This window comes from Chromobacterium sp. S0633 (assembly GCF_024158805.1).
GTDB lineage: Bacteria > Pseudomonadota > Gammaproteobacteria > Burkholderiales > Chromobacteriaceae > Chromobacterium.
In genome coordinates this window covers 22,536-38,454 of the sequence record NZ_JAMZGH010000011.1, presented here as the reverse complement: position 1 = coordinate 38,454, position 15,919 = coordinate 22,536, and the positions used below count along the sequence as shown (strand labels likewise).

Here is a 15,919-nt window from a genome sequence, read left to right as displayed (position 1 = left end):
AGGCAACGGTTCAGGGCAGAAACAGGCTTGCCGCGGCGCGGGGGTTGGACGGGAAATAGGCGTGGAAATAACTGGCCAACAGGCTGCCGCTGCGGTACAAGGCCTCCCCGGTTCCGGCGCCGCTGGCGCGCGCGGCGCGGGCGATCGGCTCCAGCGCCGTGTCCAGCCGGGTGTAGTGGAAGGTGTGGCCGCGCAGCGCGCCACCGGGGAAGGTCATTTTTTGAAGTCCCAGCCCGCATAGCCTGTCTTGAAGGACCGCTTGGCCGGGCAGCAGGCCCAGCATAGACGCGCTGTCGCCGGCGCGGTTGGTCAGCCGGTCCAGCAGATAGAGCATGCCGCCGCACTCGGCGTAGAGCGGCTTGCCGGCCGCTATATGTCCATGCAGTCCCGCTTTCAGCGCGGTGTTGGCGGCCAGCGTGTCCAGATGCAGTTCCGGATAGCCGCCGGGCAGGTAGACGGCGTCGCAGTCCGGCAGCGCCGTGTCGGTCAGCGGCGAGAAGAAGCTCAGCTCCGCGCCCAGCTGGAGCAGCGTTTCGAGGTTGGCCGGGTAGACAAAGGCGAAGGCGGCGTCGCGGGCGATGGCGATGCGCCGGCCGGCCAGCAGTTTCGGCGGCTCGGCGGGCGCGGCGGGGGGGAAGGCCACCGCCGGCGGCAGCGCGGCCAAGGCGGTGGCGGCGATCTGGCCCGCCATGCGTTCGAGACGCACGTCGAGGTCGGCGATCTCCTGCGCCTGCACCAGGCCCAGATGACGCTCCGGCAGCCGCGCCGCCTCGTCCCGGCGCAGCGCGGCCAGCAAGGGCGGATGGGCCGGCAACTGCTGGGCCAGCATTTCGGCGTGGCGATCGCTGGCGACATGGTTGGCGATAAAACCGTGAAAGGCCAGGCCGGGGCGGAAGCTGGCCAGGCCGTGGGCGACGGCGGCGAAGCTCTGCGCCATGCCGGCGGCGTCTATCACCGCCGCCAGCGGCACGCCGAGCAGGGCGGCCAGATCGGCGCTGCTGGGCGTGCCGTCGAACAAGCCCATGCTGCCCTCGATCAGGATCAGGTCGGCCTCGGCGGCGGCCTTGTACAGGCGGGCGCGGCAATCGTCCTCCCCGTTCATCCACAAGTCCAGGCCATAGACGGTGTGGCCGCTGGCACGCTCCAGCACATAGGGGTCCAGGAAGTCCGGCCCGGTCTTGAACACGCGGACCCGGCGGCCCTGATTGCGGTGATGGCGGGCCAGCGCCGCCGTCAGCGTGGTCTTGCCCTGGTGCGAGGCGGGGGCGGTCAGGAACAGCGCCGGGCAGCGCAAGGACGTCATCAGAACTCCACCCCGCGTTGCGCCTTGATGCCCTGCTCGCGGTAGGGGTGCTTGACCAAGCGCATTTCGGTGACCAGGTCCGCGGCCTCAAGCAAGGCTTCCGGCGCATGGCGGCCGGTGACCACCACGTGCTGCATCGCCGGCCGGGCGGCGAAGGCGGCCAGCACTTCGTCCAGCGGCAGGTATTCGTACTTCAGCACCACGTTCAATTCGTCGAGGATCACCATCTCGTAGTCCTCGCTCTCCAGCATCGCCAGCGCCTGCGCCCAGCCCTTGCGCGCGGTGGCGATGTCGGCCTCGCGGTCCTGAGTGTTCCAGGTATAGCCTTCGCCCATGGTGTGGAAGTCGCAGTTGTCGAAGCCGCCCAGCAGATCGCGCTCGGCGGTATGCAGCGCGCCCTTGATGAACTGCACCACGCCCAGGCGCATGCCGTGGCCGACGGCGCGCAAGCCCATGCCGAAGGCGGCGCTGCTCTTGCCCTTGCCGGTGCCGGTGTTGACGATGAGCAGGCCTTTTTCGCCGGTGGCGGCGGCCTTTTTCTTTTCAAAGCCCGCCTTGCGCTTCTCGGTCATGCGCTGGTGGGATGCCGGATCGGTTTTCATCGTGTCGTCCTTGTGTGGGGCCGGCGCCGTCAGCGGCGCAGCAGCCAGATAAAGAAGGCGCCGCCGACGGCGGCGGTGCCGACGCCCACCGGGATGTCTTCCGGCGCGATCAGGGTGCGCGCGGCGGCGTCCACCCAGATCAGGAACAGCGCGCCCAATAGCGCGCAGGCCGGCAGCAGGCGGCGGTGGTCGGCGCCGACGCAGCGGCGGGCGATATGCGGGATCATCAGGCCGACAAAGCCTATCGCGCCGCTGACCGCGACCATGGTGCCGGTCAGCAGCGAGGAGGCGGCGAACACCGCCAGCCGCAGCCGAGTCACGCGTATGCCCAGGGTGACCGCGGTCTGCTCGCCGGCCATCAGGGCGTTCAGCGGCCGCGCCACGGTCAGCAAGGCGGCGAGCCCCAGGCACAGCGCGGCCAGTGGCGCAGGCAGCAGCTCCCAGCGCGCCTGGCCCAGGCCGCCCAGCATCCAGAACAGCACGGCCGAGGCCGAGCGGTGGTCGCCCAGATAGAGCATCAGATTGGCCAGGGCCATCAGCAGGAAGGACACGGCCACGCCGGCCAGCAGCAGACGCTCGGCCTGCAAGCGGCGCTGGCGCACGGCGATGCCGGTGACCAGCAGGGTGGCCAGCAAGGCGCCGGTGAAGGCGGCCAGCGGCAGGGTGGCGCCGCCCAGCACATTGCCGCTGAACAGCAGCACCGTCACCGCGCCCAGCGTGGCGCCGGAGCTGACGCCCAACAGGTGGGGATCGGCCAGCTGGTTGCGGGTGGTGGCCTGCAAGGCGGCGCCCACCAAGGCCAGGCCGGCGCCGACCATGCCGCCCAGCAGCACGCGAGGCAGCCGCAGCTGCCAGATGATCAGATCCTGGCCCGGCTGCCAGGCCGGTTCCACCGGCAGGCCCAGCTGGTGTAGCAGCACATTGGAACTGACGGCGAATTCAACCGGCGCGGCGCCCAGGCCGGAGGCCAGCGGCAGCGACAGCGCCAGCAGGGCCAGCAAGAGGCTCAGCAAGGGCCAGGCCGGCGGACGGTTGGCGATGGCGCGGATCACTTGGCGAAGACTTCCGGGTGCAGGCCGCGCGCCAGCGCGCTGATGGCGTCGGCGTTGGCGATGCCGGGCGTGGCGCTGTCGTAGGGCAGCACGATGAAGCGCTTGTCGCGCACCGCCGCCATCTTGTTCAGCGCCGGGTGTTTCTGCAGGAAGGCGATCTTTTGCTGGGCGGTGACCTTGCCGTAGTCGATGATCACGACCACTTGCGGATTGCGCGCCACCACGGTTTCCCAGTCGACGCGGGTCCAGCTGGCGTTGACGTCGTTCAGGATGTTGCGGCCGCCGGCGGCCTGGATCAGCGCGTCGGGCATCGCCAGCCGGCCGGCGCTGAAGGGGCGATCCTCGCCGCTGTCGTAGACGAAGACCGACGGCGTGGCCTTGCGTTTGGCGACGCGGGCGGCGACGCCGTCCACCTTGGCCCGCATCTCGGCCACCACTTTTTGCGCGCGCGGCTCCACGTCGAAGATGCGGCCCAGATTATGGATGTCGCGATAAACGTCGTCCAGGCTCGCCGCCGGGCGTTTCATCACATGGGCGCAGGATTCGCTGAGCTCGTAGACATTGATGCCCAAGGGCGCCAGCGAGGCCGGCGTCACCGGGCCGCCCACGCGCAGGCCGTAGTTCCAGCCGGCGAAGAAAAAGTCGGCGTTGCGGGCCAGCAGCGCTTCCGACGAGGGGTAGTCGCCGGCCAGTTCCGGCAGCTTGCCCAGCGCCTGTTTCAACGGCGCGTTCAGCTTGTTCCAGGCGCTGATGCCGGTATAGCCGACCATGCGGTTTTGCAGGCCCAGCGCCACCATCATCTCGGTCAGATTGATGTCGTGGCTGACCGCGCGCTGCGGCGCGCGCTGAAAGACGACCTTGCGGTTGCAGCTGTCCACGGTCAGCGGGTAGGCGCTGGCGTGGGCCTGGGAGGCCAGCAGCGCGGCCAGGCCGCAGGCGATGAGCGAAGGCGGATTCAGTTTCATAGGTTTTCTTCTTCCAACAGAGTGATGCGGGGGTGGCCGGCCTGCGGGTGGCGGTCCACCAGCGCGCGCACGCCGAACACCTCGGCCAGGAGCCGGGGCGTCAAGACGGTTTCCGGCGCGCCGCTGGCGACGATGCGGCCGGCCTTCAGCGCGTACAGGCGGTGGCAGAAGGCGGCCGCCAGGTTCAGGTCGTGCAGGGTGGCGACGGCGGCGATGCCCAGCCGGCGCACCAGGCGCAGCAGCGATAGCTGGTGACGCAGGTCCAGGTGGTTGGTGGGTTCGTCCAGGATCAGCAGCTCGGGCTGCTGCGCCAGCGCCCGCGCCAACAGCGCGCGCTGCTTTTCGCCGCCGGACAGGGTGGCGAAAGGCTGGTATTGCTGCGCCGTCAGTCCCACCTGGGCCAGCGCCTCGTCGACGATGGCGTGATCGGCCGGCGATCCGCCGCGCAGCAGCGACTGGTGCGGAATGCGGCCCATGTCCGCCACCTCGCGCACGGTCAGGCCGAAGTCCTCGGGGAATTCCTGCAGCACCACCGCCACGCGGCGGGCGAAGGCGGCGGCGGACTGAGACCAGATGTCGGCGCCGTCCAGCCTGGCCTCGCCGGCCAGCGGCTTGTTGAAGCGGAAGGCGCAGCGCAAGGTGCTGGTCTTGCCGCTGCCGTTGGGACCGATGACGCCGACGAATTCGCCGGGCCGCACCGTCAGCGCGATGTCGCGCAGCAGCCGGGTCTCGGGCGCCACGGCGGGGTCCGGCGACCAGTCCAGGCCGCATAGTTCCAAGGCGCTCATCGGCTAGCTCCAGTGCGCGCCGGTGATGTCGCGCAGCAGCGCCAGCACCCGCGGGCGGCTGGGGTGGTAGCCGATGAAGACCAGCTGCGCCTGGCGCGGCGCGGCCAGCGTCTCGTCGCGGCTGAGTTCGATGCGGCTGCGCACGCCCTGGGCCAGCAAGCGGCCGGGGCCTTCCACGCAAGCGGCGAAGCCCTTGATTCTGAGCAGCGGCTCCTCGCCGGCGATGGCCTCCAGCGCCGCGGCCAGCTTGTCGGGGTCTTGCGCTTCCTTGCTGCGGATCATGAACGATTGCCAGCCCGGGTCTTGCTCGTGGAAATGCTTGTGGGTGGACAGTCCATGGCTGTGCGCGGCCTGGCCGCCGTGGCTGTGACCGTCCAGCAAGGCCTGGTTGGCCAGCGGCCGCATCGCCAGCCCCGGCATGCTGGCCACCGGGCCGTAATGGCGGTGCGCGGCCGGCGCGGCCTCATGCAGGTGCAGGCCCAGCGTCAGCCGGGTGTCCAGCTTGGCCTGGTAGGCCAGTTCGATGAAGCGTATCGACGGCGCTTGCCGGCGCACGGCGTCTTCCGCCGCCAGCAGCGCGTCGGCGGACAGCGCGTCTATCTTGTTCAGCACCACGATGTCGGCGTGCCCCAGTTGTTGCTCGAACAAACCCGCCACCGCGTCGGCCTTGCCGCCGTCGCCGGCCGGCGCGAAATGCCCGGCCAGCAGCAAGGGGGTGTCGACCACCGCCAGCGTGGCATCCAGCACGAAATAGGGCGCCAGCGCCTCGCTTTGCAGCTGCGCCATCACCGCGCTGGGCAGCGCCAGGCCCGAGGTTTCGATCAGCACGTGGTCGATCTGCTGGCGGCGCTGCCACAGCGCCAGCATGGTGGGCAGGAAGTCGGCGTCGTCGTCGTAAGCCACCAGGCCCTGGGCGAGATCATGAATTTCCACGCCGCCGGCGTCGCCGCCGCGCAGCAGGCCGCCGTCTATCGACACTTCGCCGAATTCATTGACCAGGATGGCCAGCCGGCGCTGCTTATTGTTTTCCAGCAGCTTGCTCAATAGCGTGGTCTTGCCGGCGCCGAGGAAGCCGGTCAGCACGGTAACGGGCAGGCGCGGCGCGCTCATGCGGGTTCTCCCGCGGGCAAGGCCGCCAGCACGCCGGCGAAGTCGTCGAAGGCCTGCGGATAATCCAAGCGGGGCCGGTCGATCACGATGAAGGGGATGCCCAGCGCGGCCGCGGCGGCCGCCTTGGCGTCAAAGCCGCCGGCCGCGCCGCCGTCCTTGCTGATCACGCAATCTATGCCCCAGTCGCGCCACAGCGCCTCGTTGGCCGCCTGCGAGAACGGGCCTTGCATCGCGCAGACGCGTGAACGCGGGATGCCCAGCTCCAGCGCCCGTTGCAGGTGTTGCGGGTCCGGCGCCAGCCGGACGAACCATTCATGCTTGCGGCCAGCGTCGGCGGCGACGAAGCGGTGCAGTTCCTTGCTGCCGGTGGCCAGGAACACGCGCCGGCCGCGCGCCATCGCCAGCCTGGCGGCCGCATCGCTGTCGGCGCAGCGAATGAGCGGATGCGCGCTGGCGCTGGCCGGCCGCTCATAGCGCAGATAGGGCAGGGCCAGTTCCTTGGCCAGCGCCATCAGTTGCTGCGACATCTCGCTGGCGTAGGGGTGGGTGGCGTCGACGATGGCGCTGGCCCGGCTGCCGGACAGCAGTTCGCGGCGGCGCTCCACGCCCAGCCGGCCGCTGACGGTGGCGACGCCGGGCGCCGCCTGCTGCGCCTGCTCATTGCCGTAATCGCTGGCGCTGCTGATCACCACCGCGCGGCCGGTTTCCGCGATGGCGCGGGACAGCGCGTTGCCGTCGCTGGTGCCGGAGAACACCCAGGCCGCGGCGGCGGGCAGCGCGTCGGCCTTCACCGTGTCCTGAGTGTCGTCCCAGTTGAAGTAGCCGCGCGGGGTGAACATCCAGTTCCGTTTGCGGCGGGTGAAGCGGTTGCCGATGACGATGCTGGTCAGCATGTCGAAGCGGCGGGTGCGCAGCTCGGCCAGGGTAACGATTTCCACCGCCTGGTCCTCGCGGTAAGCATTGCGGACGATGCCGCACAGCGTTTCCGGCTTCTTGTGCTCCAGCATGATGTCCAGGATGCGGTAGACGCCTTCCTGGCGCTGGCGGCTTTGCACGTTGTAGAACACCACCGCCAGATCCGCCTGGGCGATGTGGCGGGCGCGGGTTTCAATCCATTCCCACGGGCACAGCAGGTCGGACAGGCTCAGGGTGGCGAAGTCGTGCGACAGCGGCGCGCCGAGCAGGGAGGCGCAGGAGTTGGCCGAGGTGATGCCGGGGATCAGCTGCACGTCGAAGCCATCGTCCTCGCGCATGTCCTCGTAAGCCAGCGTGGCCATCGCGTAGACGCCGATGTCGCCGCTGGACAGCAGAGCGACCGTTTTGCCGGCGCGGGCTTCCGCCAGCGCCAGCTGGGCGCGCTCGCGCTCCTGGGTCAGCGGCAGGGTGCGGATGTCCTTGCCGGTTATCCACGGTTGCACCCAGGTCAGGTAGAGATCGTAGGACACGATCACCTCGCTCGCCGCCAGCGCCTGGCGGGCGAGATCGGGGATCAGTTCGGCGCGGCCGGGGCCGACCGAGACGAGGTAGAGTTTGCCGGTCATTCTGTCATCCATTGTTGCGTAGGGCGGAAGTCCAAGGCGTTCCGCCGAAAGTCATTTTTGTCATGGGCTCGTGCCCGCGTAGCAGGCACATCCTGTGTTTTGAACTCAAACAATCGGCCCATCCTCCACCACCGCCACCGTCACCCCGTCGCGCGCGGTCTTGGGCACGATCAGCCCGCCCCTGGGGCTGGCGATCAGCGCGCAGGGTTCGCACACGCCGTCCACGCCGACGTTCCGCCGCACCCAATCCGAAGGCGCGCCGGTCCAGCCGCGGGCGGCGACGTCGGCGCGGGCGATGACGCGCAAGGGCAGCGCGTGGCGGGCGCAGAACGCCAGCAGGCCGGCTTCGTCGGCCTTCAGGTCTATCGTCGCCACTTCGCGCACGGCGGACAGCGGCCGGCCGGCCAAGGCCTGCAGAACCGCTTGTTCGATGGCCTCGGCGCTTTTGCCGCGGCGGCAGCCTATGCCCAGCGTCAGCGGTTTCATTGCTTCGGTGGCGGTGGTGATGGCCGGAACCGCGCCGGTCAGCCGCGCCGCTTCATAAGCCAGCGCATTGGCGCCGCCTTCATGGCCGGACAAGAGCGGGATGGCGAAACGGGCGGCTTCGTCCATCACCACCACCGCCGGGTCGCTGTATTTGCTTTGCGGCAGGCCGTCCAGGTAGCGGACGGCGATGCCGCTGGCCATCACCAGCACCCAGTGGCTGTGCGCATGGAAGGCGGCGCGGAATTGCTCGCGCGCGCCGGTCTCGGCTTGCCGCCACGGCTGGTACAGCCTGGCGTCCAGCGCCGCCGCCAGCTTTTGTCCCAGCGGCAGCGCCTCGGCGCGCACCAGCCACACGGCGCGGCTCATGCCTGCTTTTCTTTCTGAAGGCTGGCCCGCTTGGTCTGGCGGTCGTCGCCGTCGCGGAAGATGTGGGTGAAGCCGGCCGCGTACAGGCTGGATTCAACGCCGCCTTCGCGCGACAGCGCTGCGCCGACCAAGAGCAGCGTGGTCAGCAGCCAGTCTTTCTGCTTCACCTCGGACAGCATCTGGCCCAGCGTGGAGCGGTGGACGGACTGATCCGGCCAGCTGGCGCGGCGCACCAGCGCCACCGGGGTATCCGGCGGGTAATGCAGCGACAGATCGGCGACGGTCTGCTTCAGCCGCTGGCCGGACAGGAAGATGCACATCGTCGCGCGGTGGGCGGCGAAGCTGGCGATGGACTCTGTCTCCGGCACCGCGCTGGCGCGGCCGCTGGTGCGGGTCAGAATGATGGACTGGGACACCTCGGGCCGGGTCAGTTCGCTGCCCAATGCGGCGGCGGCGGCGGTGAAGGAGGACACCCCGGGTACCACTTCATAGGCGATGCCCAGCGCTTCCAGCCGGCGCATCTGCTCGTTGGTGGCGCCGTAGATCGCCGGATCGCCGGAGTGCAGCCGCGCCACGTCCTTGTCCTCGGCCTGGGCGCGGCGGTACAGCGCTTCCTGCTGGTCCAGGTTCAGTTCGGCGGTGTCGTGGATTTCCGCGTCCGGGCGGCAGTGGCTCAGCATCTCCGCCGGCACCAGCGAGCCGGCGTACAGCACCATGGGCGCCGCGCCCAACAGGCGGCTGCCGCGCAGCGTGATCAGGTCGGCGGCGCCGGGGCCGGCGCCGATGAAATACACTTTCATGAATGGCGTCTTTCTCTGGCTGTCTTGCGGATCAGCATGGTGGCGAGGTAGCCGCTGGCGTCTGCGCTCAGTTGCGAGACGTCGGCGCACAGCACTTCGCCGGGCAGGCCGATGCGGCGGGCGAAGGCGCACAGATGGGCGATGCCCATCTCGTTCAGCAGCGCCAGCACGTCCGGCAGCCGCTTGCCTATCTTCATCAGCACGATGAGGTCATGGCTGTCGATATCGGCCCGCAGCGCGGCCATCTCGTCCGGGCAGGGCAGGATCAGGATGCGTTCCTTGCCTTCGCCCAGCGGCCAGGACAGCGCCGACGCGGTGGCGGCGAAGCTGGTGACGCCGGGGAAGGTCTGGGTTTCCAGCGCCGGCAGCATTTCGCGCAGCGCCGCCAGCAGGTAGCCGTAAGTGGAGTAGGTCATCGAGTCGCCTATGGTCAGGTAGGCGACGTTCCGGCCGGCTTTCAGTTCGGCGGCCAGCCGCTCGGCCAGCGCGCCGTAATGGCGGGACAGCGCGCCGCGGTCCGGATTCATTTCGAACTCGATCTCGCGGAAACGGCCCTCATCCAGCGCCAGCCCGGCCAGGCATTGCCGGGCGACTGATGTGTCGCTGGAGGTGGCGCGCGGCAGGTAGACGATGTCGGCCTCGCGCAAGGCGGCCAGCGCCGCCACCGGAATCAAGCCAGCCGGTCCGGGGCCGACGCCTATGCCTATCAATCGTCCCAGTTTCATGCCGCTTCTCCCAGCGGGGTGCCGTCCATGCTGAACAGGCGCACCGCCACCTGCCGCGCGCTGGGCACTTTCGCGGCCATCAGCGCCGCGGTGCGGCGTTCTATTTCCATCCAGTAGCCGCGCGCGTCCGGCTGGCTGCTCATGATCTGCACTACGTTCTCCACGGTATTCGCTTGTTTGATGGCGGCCACCAGCTCGGGCGCATAACCCAGCTCGGTGGCGACGGCGGCGACGGCGTCCATCGCCATGCCGCTCTTGCCGGAGTGGGTGTTCCACACCCCGTCCAGCAGCTTGGCGATCTTGCCCGGGTGGCCCAGCACCCACAGCGTGTCTAGGATGCGGCCCTGTTCGAGCAGCACCGATTCGGCGAAGTCCAGCGAGTCGCCGACGAAGTTGGCGATCTGCACCACCTGCTTTTTCTCCAGCCCCAGCGTATCGGCGGCGTAGCCGCGGCCTATCTTGCCGGGGGTGAAGGCGATGGCGGCCGGCAACTCGCCCAGCGCCACCCGCACATAGACCTCGATGGAGGCGATCCACGCCGCCTGCGACATCGGCTCGACGATGCCACTGGTGCCCAGTATCGAGATGCCGCCGACGATGCCCAGCATCGGGTTGAAGGTGCGCTTGGCGATCTTGTCGCCGTCGACGCAGCCTATCGCCAGGTCGAAGCCGGGGTCGGGCCGGCCGGCCAGCGTCTCGGCCAGCGCCAGCCGCATCATCTGCCGCGGCACCGGGTTGATCGCCGGCTCGCCGGGCGGGATGCGCAGGCCGGGCTGGGTGACCATGCCGACGCCGGCCGCGGCCAGGAAGCGCAGCGCGCCGCTGTGGTTTATCCTCACCTCGGCGAAGATCGTCGCGCCGTCGGTGTTATCCGGGTCGTCGCCGGCGTACTTCAGCACTTCGGCGCGCACGGTGTTTTCGTCCAGCCAGACCACGCGCTGTATCGGCACCGCCAAATAGAAATCCGGGTCCGGCAGGCTGATGAAGACCCCGTCGGCGTCCACGCCGTCCAGCAGCAGCATCAGCGCCGCCTTGGCGGCGGCGGTGGCGCAGCTGCCGGTGGTGCGGCCGCGGCGCATGCCGTTGGGGGCGAGGGCGGCGAGGTCGTAGGGCTGGCGCACCGGGCTCAGGCTTCCTGCTGCTGATACACGTGTTCGATCGCGTCTATCATCAGCGCGTTGACCACGGTGGCCGCCCACGGCGAGCCGCCGCGGGTGCCGCGATTGGTGATGCGCGGCACTTGCAGCAGCGCGCGCAGCTCGTCCTTGCATTCGCGGGTGCCGACGAAGCCCACCGGCAGGCCCACCACCAGCTGCGGCCGCCAGCCGTGATCGCGCACCAGGCGCACCACCTCGCGGATGGCGGTGGGCGCGTCGCCTATCGCCACCACGCAGTCGTTGCCGAACTTCTGCCAGGCGCGGCGGATGCCGGCGGCGGAGCGGGTGATGCCGTTGGCTTCGGCCAAGAGCCGGGTTTCCTCGTCGTGCACGCCGCACCAGGTTTCCACTTCCAGCTGGCGCAGCACTTCGCGCTTGAGGCCGGTTTCCACCATGGTGACGTCGGTGACCACGCGGCGGCAGCGCAGCAGCGCGCGCATGCCGGTTTCGCAGGCGCCCGGCGAGAAAAACAGCTCGTCCACGCTGTTGAAGTCGCCGGTGGTGTGCACCAGCCGCATCAGCGCGGTGCGCTGCTCGGCCGGGAAGGCCGACCAGTCGCGGCCCTCATTGATGATGCGCATGCTTTCCGCTTCTATCGGGTGCGGGGTGTAGCGTTTCCAGGCCGGCGGCTGGCTGGAGCTGGGCTCGCGCTCCAGCAGGCCGCGCACCTTGCCGTGGTGGCCGCGCTGCGGCTCGCCCACTTGTTGTTCGAAGCCGACGATCTGCACCCGGTACTTGCACAGCGCGCAGTTCATCGCCGCGCGGCCTTCCACGCCCTCCTGCGCGCGTTCCAGGAACACCTCGGCCACTTGCTCGTCCGGGCCCAGATAGCCGGCGCTCAGCACCTCGATCTCCGGATGGCGCGCCGCCAGGTCCGCCGCCGCGCCGTAGATGCGCTTGACCAGCACGCCGTCGAACAGAAAGTAGGGCAGCATCACGATGCGGCGGTAGCCCAGCATGGCGGCGGCGCGCAGGCCGTCGGCCACCAAGGGTTTGGCGGTGCCGGAATAGCAGACGAAAGACGCGGCGAAGCCCAGGCCTTCTTCCAGCATGCGCGTGAGCTTGGAGATTTCGGAGTTGGCGTCCGGGTCCGAGGTGCCGCGGCCGACGACGACCAGACAGGCGTCGTTGCGCGACACCGTGTGCGGCGACGCCGCCTCGGCCTCGACGATGCGTTGACGGCACAGCGCCAACAGCCGCGGATGCAGATCCAGCGCCGCGCCGAAGTGAAAGTCAATGCCCGGATGCGCCTGCCGCAGCGCCAGCAGCTCGCTGGGCATGTCGTTCTTGGCGTGGGTGGCGGCCAACAGCACGCCGGGCACCATCACCACGGTTTTGGCACCGGCGGCCAGCACCTGGTCCACCGCCTCGTCTATGGTGGGGCGGGCGAATTCCAGAAAGCCGTGAGCCACCGGGCGCTCGCCGGCGCGCGCCTTCAACGCGGCCACCAATTGCATGAATTCGTTCACCCCGTCCGGGTCGCGGCTGCCGTGGCCGGCGAGCACGATGGTGTAGTCTTGCTGGCTCATTTGTGGGTCGGCTCGATCTGGCTGTCCATCGGCGCGAGCGTGCGGATCAGCATGATGCTCATGTCGGAGAAGCGCTGCTCCGCGCACTCGGCCAGCGTGCCGCGCCATTCCGCCTCGTTGCGGGTCAGGTTTTCCCACACTTCCACCTGCTGGCCGGCCGGGATGCCGTTTTCCAGCAGATAGGCGGCGATGTGCCAGGGCATGAAGGAACGCGCCTCGTCCCAGGGGCAGGGGATCACGATGGCGTTGCGGCCGTCCTGCAGCACATGCACCAGGTGGCGCTTGAACGGGGTCAGGTCGCCGCGGCGGTGGAAGGTGATGAAGCTGGTTTCGTCGAAGCACACCTTGCCGCGCGAGGCCAGGATCTGCGCCGACGAGATGCCGGGTATCGTTTCCACCGGGTGGCCGCAGGCGCGCTCCACCCGCTCCAGATACTGGAAGCCGCTGAAGTGGATGTCGCCCATGAACACCACCACGCAGTTTTTGCCGGCGCGATGGCGCTCGGCGACGATGTCCAGCTGCGCCACCTGGTCGCGGTAGCCCATCTGGATCACTTCGGCCGTGCCCGGGATCAGCGGGCGCACCACGTCCACCACCGCGTTGAAGCCGGCCACCACGTCGGCCTCGCGTATCAGTTGGGCCGAGCGTTGCGGCAGGTAGCCGATGTCGCCGGGGCCGGCGCCTATGCAGATGATCATGCGTATTCCTTCCTTGTTTCGTTGGCGGCGGACGGGCTACAGGACGCCAACGCCACCGTCGGTCCGATGACGATCAGCGCCGGGCTGTGGATGCCGGCCGCGCTCATGTCTTGTTCCAGCGCGTCCAGGGTGCTCAGCACCTGGCGCTGCTGCGGCAGGGTGCCGTTTTCTATCGCCGCCGCCGGGGTGTCGGGTTTCAGGCCGTGGCGCAGCAGTTCGGCGCGGATCAAGGGCAGCCGCTTGACGCCCATATAGATCACCAGCGTCATGCCGCTTTGCGCCAGCGCCCGCCAGTTGGGCTCGTCGCCGTCCTGATGCGGGTGGCCGGAGACAAAAGTGACGCCGTGGACGAAATGGCGGTGGGTCAGCGGTATGCCCAGCGTGGCCGGCACCGCCAGGCCGGCGCTGAGGCCGTTGACGATCTCCACCTCGATGCCGGCCGCTTGCAGCGTCAGCATTTCCTCGCCGCCGCGGCCGAAGACGAAGGGGTCGCCGCCCTTGAGGCGCGCCACCGTCCTGCCGGCTCGGGCCTCGTCCATCATTCTTTGCTCAATGGCGGCCTGCGGCGTAGACGGCCGGCCGCCGCGCTTGCCCACCGGCACGATTTCAGCGTCCGGCCGCAGCATGGTGTGAATATCCGGATGCACCAGATCGTCCACCAGCGCCACATCGGCCAGCCGCAGGCAACGCGCGGCCTTCAGCGTCAGCATGTCCAGGTCGCCGGGACCGGCGCCTATCAGATAAACCTTGCCCGTCATCTCAGCGGCCCAGTCTTTGTCGAATCGTCAATGTCAGTTGCTCGCCGGTCAGGGCGTCGCAAGCCAGGTATTCGGCGCCCAGCGCCTCGGCCAGTTCGCGGGCGCGGCCCAGGCGGACGAAGTCCTGCTCGGTGTCCAGCACCAGTGTCGGCGTGCCGGCCAGCTGGCCGGCCAGGTCCAGCGCCTGCCGCCACGGGTCGCCGTCTCCGTCCAGCGCCACATTGGCGCGGCCGTCGCTCAGGATGACCAGCAGCGGCGCCGGGCCGCCCAGCTGGCGGGACAGCGTGTCGGCGGCCAGCGCCAGCGCGTGCGCCAGCGGGGTGCGGCCGCCGGCGGGCAGCTCGCGCAGCGCCCGTTCGGCCTGTTCCACTCGGTTGCACGGCGGCAGCAGCAGTTCCGCCTGCTGGCCGCGGAAGGCGATCAGCGCCACCTGATCGCGGCGGCGGTAAGCGTCTTCCAGCAGGCTCAGCACCGTGCCCTTGACCTGTTCCATCCGCTGGCGGGCGGCCATCGATCCTGACGCGTCGACGACCAGCAGGATCAGATTGCCCTGTTTGGCGACGCGGACCTTGTCGTGCAGGTCGGCGCGGGTGACCGCGAAGTTGTTGGGGTCGCGCAGCAGCGCGTGGCGCAGGGTGGCGTCCACAGCCAGCTGGGCCGGCTGCGGGTTGGCTTCGGCGCGCACATAGTGGCCGCGCTGACGGCTGGCGCCGTCGCTGCGGCGGCCGGCGGCGTCGCCGGAGGAGGGCGCCTGGACGCGGATGCGGGCAATGTCGCCGGCCGGCGCAGCGGCGAAGATTTGCTCGGCGCCATGGCCGGAGGTGTCCGCTTGCTGTTCGCCGTCGCCATCCGGCGGCGGCTGGTCGGCGCCGTTCCGCTCCGGCGGAGGCGGCGGATTCGACGCTTGCCGCGTCATCTGTTCCAGCTTGTCCTGATCCAGCCCGCTCTGTTCGAACGGCTTGCTGCGGCGGCGATGCGGCAGCACCAGCCGGGCGGCGTCGCGGATATCCTCGGCGGAGGCGTCGACGCGGCCGTCCAGCGCCGCCAGCGCGCGGGCGGCCTTGTTCAGCACGATGTCGGCGCGCAAGCTGCTGACTTCGAATTCGCAGCACAGCTCGCTGACGAAGTGGAACAGGCTATCGCTGAGCCGGGTTTGCGGCAGCAAGGCGCGGGCGGCGGCGATCTTGGCGCGCAGCGCCTCGCTGTCGGCCTGCCACTGCGCGGCGAAGCCGGCCGGATCGGCCTCGAAGGCCAGGCGGCGGCGCACCACCTCGGCGCGCTGAAGAGGCTCGCGCGGCGCGGCCACGTCCACCATCAGGCCGAAGCGGTCCAGCAGTTGCGGCCGCAAATCGCCTTCTTCCTGGTTCATGGTGCCCAGCAGCGTCACCCGCGCCGGGTGGCTGACCGCCAGGCCCTCGCGCTCCACGGTGTTGACGCCCATCGCGGCGGCGTCCAGCAGCACGTCCACCAGATGGTCGGCCAACAGATTCACTTCGTCGATGTAGAGCATGCCGCGGTGGGCTGCGGCCAGCAGGCCGGGCTTGAAGGCCTGCTTGCCGCCTTGCAGCGCTTTTTCGAAGTCCAGGCTGCCCAGCACCCGGTCCTCGGTGGCGCCCAGCGGCAGGTTGATGAAGGGCACCGGGCCGTCATGCAGCGCGCGCGCGTCGCCGGAGCACACCGGGCACAGCGGCAGCGGGTGGTCCGGCTCGCAGTTGTAGCCGCAGCCGGCGGCGCGGCGGATGGGCGGCAGCACGGCGGCCAGGCCGCGCGCGGCGGTGCTCTTGGCGCTGCCCTTGTCGCCACGCACCAGCACGCCGCCGACCGTGGGGTCCACCGCGCAAATCAGCAGCGCCTGCTTCAATTGTTGCTGGCCGACGACGGCGGCGAAGGGGTAAATCGGGCTCATGCTGAAACCCTTATTTGCCACGGAAGCACACGGAAAGACACGGAATTGGGCGCAGCGGGGCGATGTGGATGCTTCTGCGCCCATGCTCCGGGAAACGATGGGATTTTTCCGGTTTTCATTTCCCTGCCTTCCA

Annotated in this window: 14 protein-coding genes and 1 pseudogene; all 15 read right to left on the bottom strand. The window is 69.5% G+C overall.

From position 1 onward, the window contains the following. Nucleotides 1-10: 10 nt before the first annotated feature. Nucleotides 11-1,303 carry a cobyrinate a,c-diamide synthase gene (locus NK214_RS09575; protein ID WP_253314343.1) on the bottom strand — a complete coding sequence of 431 codons (1,293 nt, stop codon included), beginning with the start codon at nt 1,301-1,303 and terminating at the stop codon, nt 11-13. Continuing rightward, nucleotides 1,303-1,905 carry a cob(I)yrinic acid a,c-diamide adenosyltransferase gene (gene cobO / locus NK214_RS09570; protein WP_227108427.1) on the bottom strand — a complete coding sequence of 201 codons (603 nt, stop codon included), beginning with the start codon at nt 1,903-1,905 and terminating at the stop codon, nt 1,303-1,305. Before cobO ends, NK214_RS09575 begins: the two co-directional genes overlap by 1 nt. A gap of 29 nt (nt 1,906-1,934) precedes the next feature. After that, nucleotides 1,935-2,957 carry an iron ABC transporter permease gene (locus NK214_RS09565; RefSeq protein ID WP_227108425.1) on the bottom strand — a complete coding sequence of 341 codons (1,023 nt, stop codon included), beginning with the start codon at nt 2,955-2,957 and terminating at the stop codon, nt 1,935-1,937. Then, entirely contained in the window at nt 2,954-3,922 is a 969-nt protein-coding gene (locus tag NK214_RS09560) for an ABC transporter substrate-binding protein (RefSeq protein ID WP_253314342.1), read from the bottom strand. The genes NK214_RS09565 and NK214_RS09560 overlap by 4 nt, the downstream gene beginning before the upstream one ends. Nucleotides 3,923-4,176: 254 nt before the next feature. Then, nucleotides 4,177-4,710, bottom strand: a pseudogene (locus NK214_RS09555) (ABC transporter ATP-binding protein); the annotation flags it as partial. A 3-nt stretch (nt 4,711-4,713) separates the two neighbouring features. Continuing rightward, on the bottom strand, nt 4,714-5,820 hold the full coding sequence (locus NK214_RS09550) for a GTP-binding protein (protein ID WP_253314341.1): 1,107 nt from the start codon (nt 5,818-5,820) through the stop codon (nt 4,714-4,716). Continuing rightward, nucleotides 5,817-7,361: a precorrin-3B C(17)-methyltransferase gene (gene cobJ / locus NK214_RS09545; RefSeq protein ID WP_253314340.1), complete on the bottom strand. Its 1,545-nt coding sequence runs from the start codon at nt 7,359-7,361 to the stop codon at nt 5,817-5,819. The genes NK214_RS09550 and cobJ overlap by 4 nt, the downstream gene beginning before the upstream one ends. Before the next feature lie 105 nt (nt 7,362-7,466). Continuing rightward, nucleotides 7,467-8,213, bottom strand: a complete 747-nt coding sequence (locus NK214_RS09540) for a cobalamin biosynthesis protein (RefSeq protein ID WP_253314339.1) — start codon at nt 8,211-8,213, stop codon at nt 7,467-7,469. Beyond that, nucleotides 8,210-9,013: a precorrin-4 C(11)-methyltransferase gene (gene cobM / locus NK214_RS09535; protein ID WP_253314338.1), complete on the bottom strand. Its 804-nt coding sequence runs from the start codon at nt 9,011-9,013 to the stop codon at nt 8,210-8,212. Before cobM ends, NK214_RS09540 begins: the two co-directional genes overlap by 4 nt. Continuing rightward, nucleotides 9,010-9,738 carry a precorrin-2 C(20)-methyltransferase gene (cobI, locus tag NK214_RS09530; RefSeq protein ID WP_253314337.1) on the bottom strand — a complete coding sequence of 243 codons (729 nt, stop codon included), beginning with the start codon at nt 9,736-9,738 and terminating at the stop codon, nt 9,010-9,012. The genes cobM and cobI overlap by 4 nt, the downstream gene beginning before the upstream one ends. Then, a complete protein-coding gene (gene cbiD, locus NK214_RS09525) occupies nt 9,735-10,859 on the bottom strand; it encodes a cobalt-precorrin-5B (C(1))-methyltransferase CbiD (protein ID WP_253314336.1) in 1,125 nt (374 codons plus the stop codon). Before cbiD ends, cobI begins: the two co-directional genes overlap by 4 nt. 5 nt (nt 10,860-10,864) lie before the next feature. Further along, entirely contained in the window at nt 10,865-12,424 is a 1,560-nt protein-coding gene (locus tag NK214_RS09520; RefSeq protein WP_253314335.1) for a precorrin-8X methylmutase, read from the bottom strand. Beyond that, nucleotides 12,421-13,122, bottom strand: coding sequence for a cobalt-precorrin-7 (C(5))-methyltransferase (locus tag NK214_RS09515; protein WP_253314334.1), 702 nt, complete (start codon nt 13,120-13,122; stop codon nt 12,421-12,423). The genes NK214_RS09520 and NK214_RS09515 overlap by 4 nt, the downstream gene beginning before the upstream one ends. Then, nucleotides 13,119-13,880, bottom strand: a complete 762-nt coding sequence (gene cobA / locus NK214_RS09510; protein ID WP_253314333.1) for a uroporphyrinogen-III C-methyltransferase — start codon at nt 13,878-13,880, stop codon at nt 13,119-13,121. The genes NK214_RS09515 and cobA overlap by 4 nt, the downstream gene beginning before the upstream one ends. Nucleotide 13,881: 1 nt before the next feature. Next, nucleotides 13,882-15,786 carry a putative cobaltochelatase gene (locus NK214_RS09505; RefSeq protein ID WP_253314332.1) on the bottom strand — a complete coding sequence of 635 codons (1,905 nt, stop codon included), beginning with the start codon at nt 15,784-15,786 and terminating at the stop codon, nt 13,882-13,884. Nucleotides 15,787-15,919 lie beyond the last annotated feature (133 nt).

Bases quoted from the DNA above. Each gene is read 5' to 3' on its own strand.
- NK214_RS09575 (WP_253314343.1), bottom strand. From the start codon at position 1,303: ATGACGTCCTTGCGCTGCCCGGCGCTGTTCCTGACCGCCCCCGCCTCG.
- cobO (WP_227108427.1), bottom strand. From the start codon at position 1,905: ATGAAAACCGATCCGGCATCCCACCAGCGCATGACCGAGAAGCGCAAG.
- NK214_RS09560 (WP_253314342.1), bottom strand. From the start codon at position 3,922: ATGAAACTGAATCCGCCTTCGCTCATCGCCTGCGGCCTGGCCGCGCTG.
- NK214_RS09550 (WP_253314341.1), bottom strand. From the start codon at position 5,820: ATGAGCGCGCCGCGCCTGCCCGTTACCGTGCTGACCGGCTTCCTCGGC.
- cobJ (WP_253314340.1), bottom strand. From the start codon at position 7,361: ATGACCGGCAAACTCTACCTCGTCTCGGTCGGCCCCGGCCGCGCCGAA.
- NK214_RS09540 (WP_253314339.1), bottom strand. From the start codon at position 8,213: ATGAGCCGCGCCGTGTGGCTGGTGCGCGCCGAGGCGCTGCCGCTGGGA.
- cobM (WP_253314338.1), bottom strand. From the start codon at position 9,013: ATGAAAGTGTATTTCATCGGCGCCGGCCCCGGCGCCGCCGACCTGATC.
- cobI (WP_253314337.1), bottom strand. From the start codon at position 9,738: ATGAAACTGGGACGATTGATAGGCATAGGCGTCGGCCCCGGACCGGCT.
- NK214_RS09520 (WP_253314335.1), bottom strand. From the start codon at position 12,424: ATGAGCCAGCAAGACTACACCATCGTGCTCGCCGGCCACGGCAGCCGC.
- NK214_RS09515 (WP_253314334.1), bottom strand. From the start codon at position 13,122: ATGATCATCTGCATAGGCGCCGGCCCCGGCGACATCGGCTACCTGCCG.
- cobA (WP_253314333.1), bottom strand. From the start codon at position 13,880: ATGACGGGCAAGGTTTATCTGATAGGCGCCGGTCCCGGCGACCTGGAC.
- NK214_RS09505 (WP_253314332.1), bottom strand. From the start codon at position 15,786: ATGAGCCCGATTTACCCCTTCGCCGCCGTCGTCGGCCAGCAACAATTG.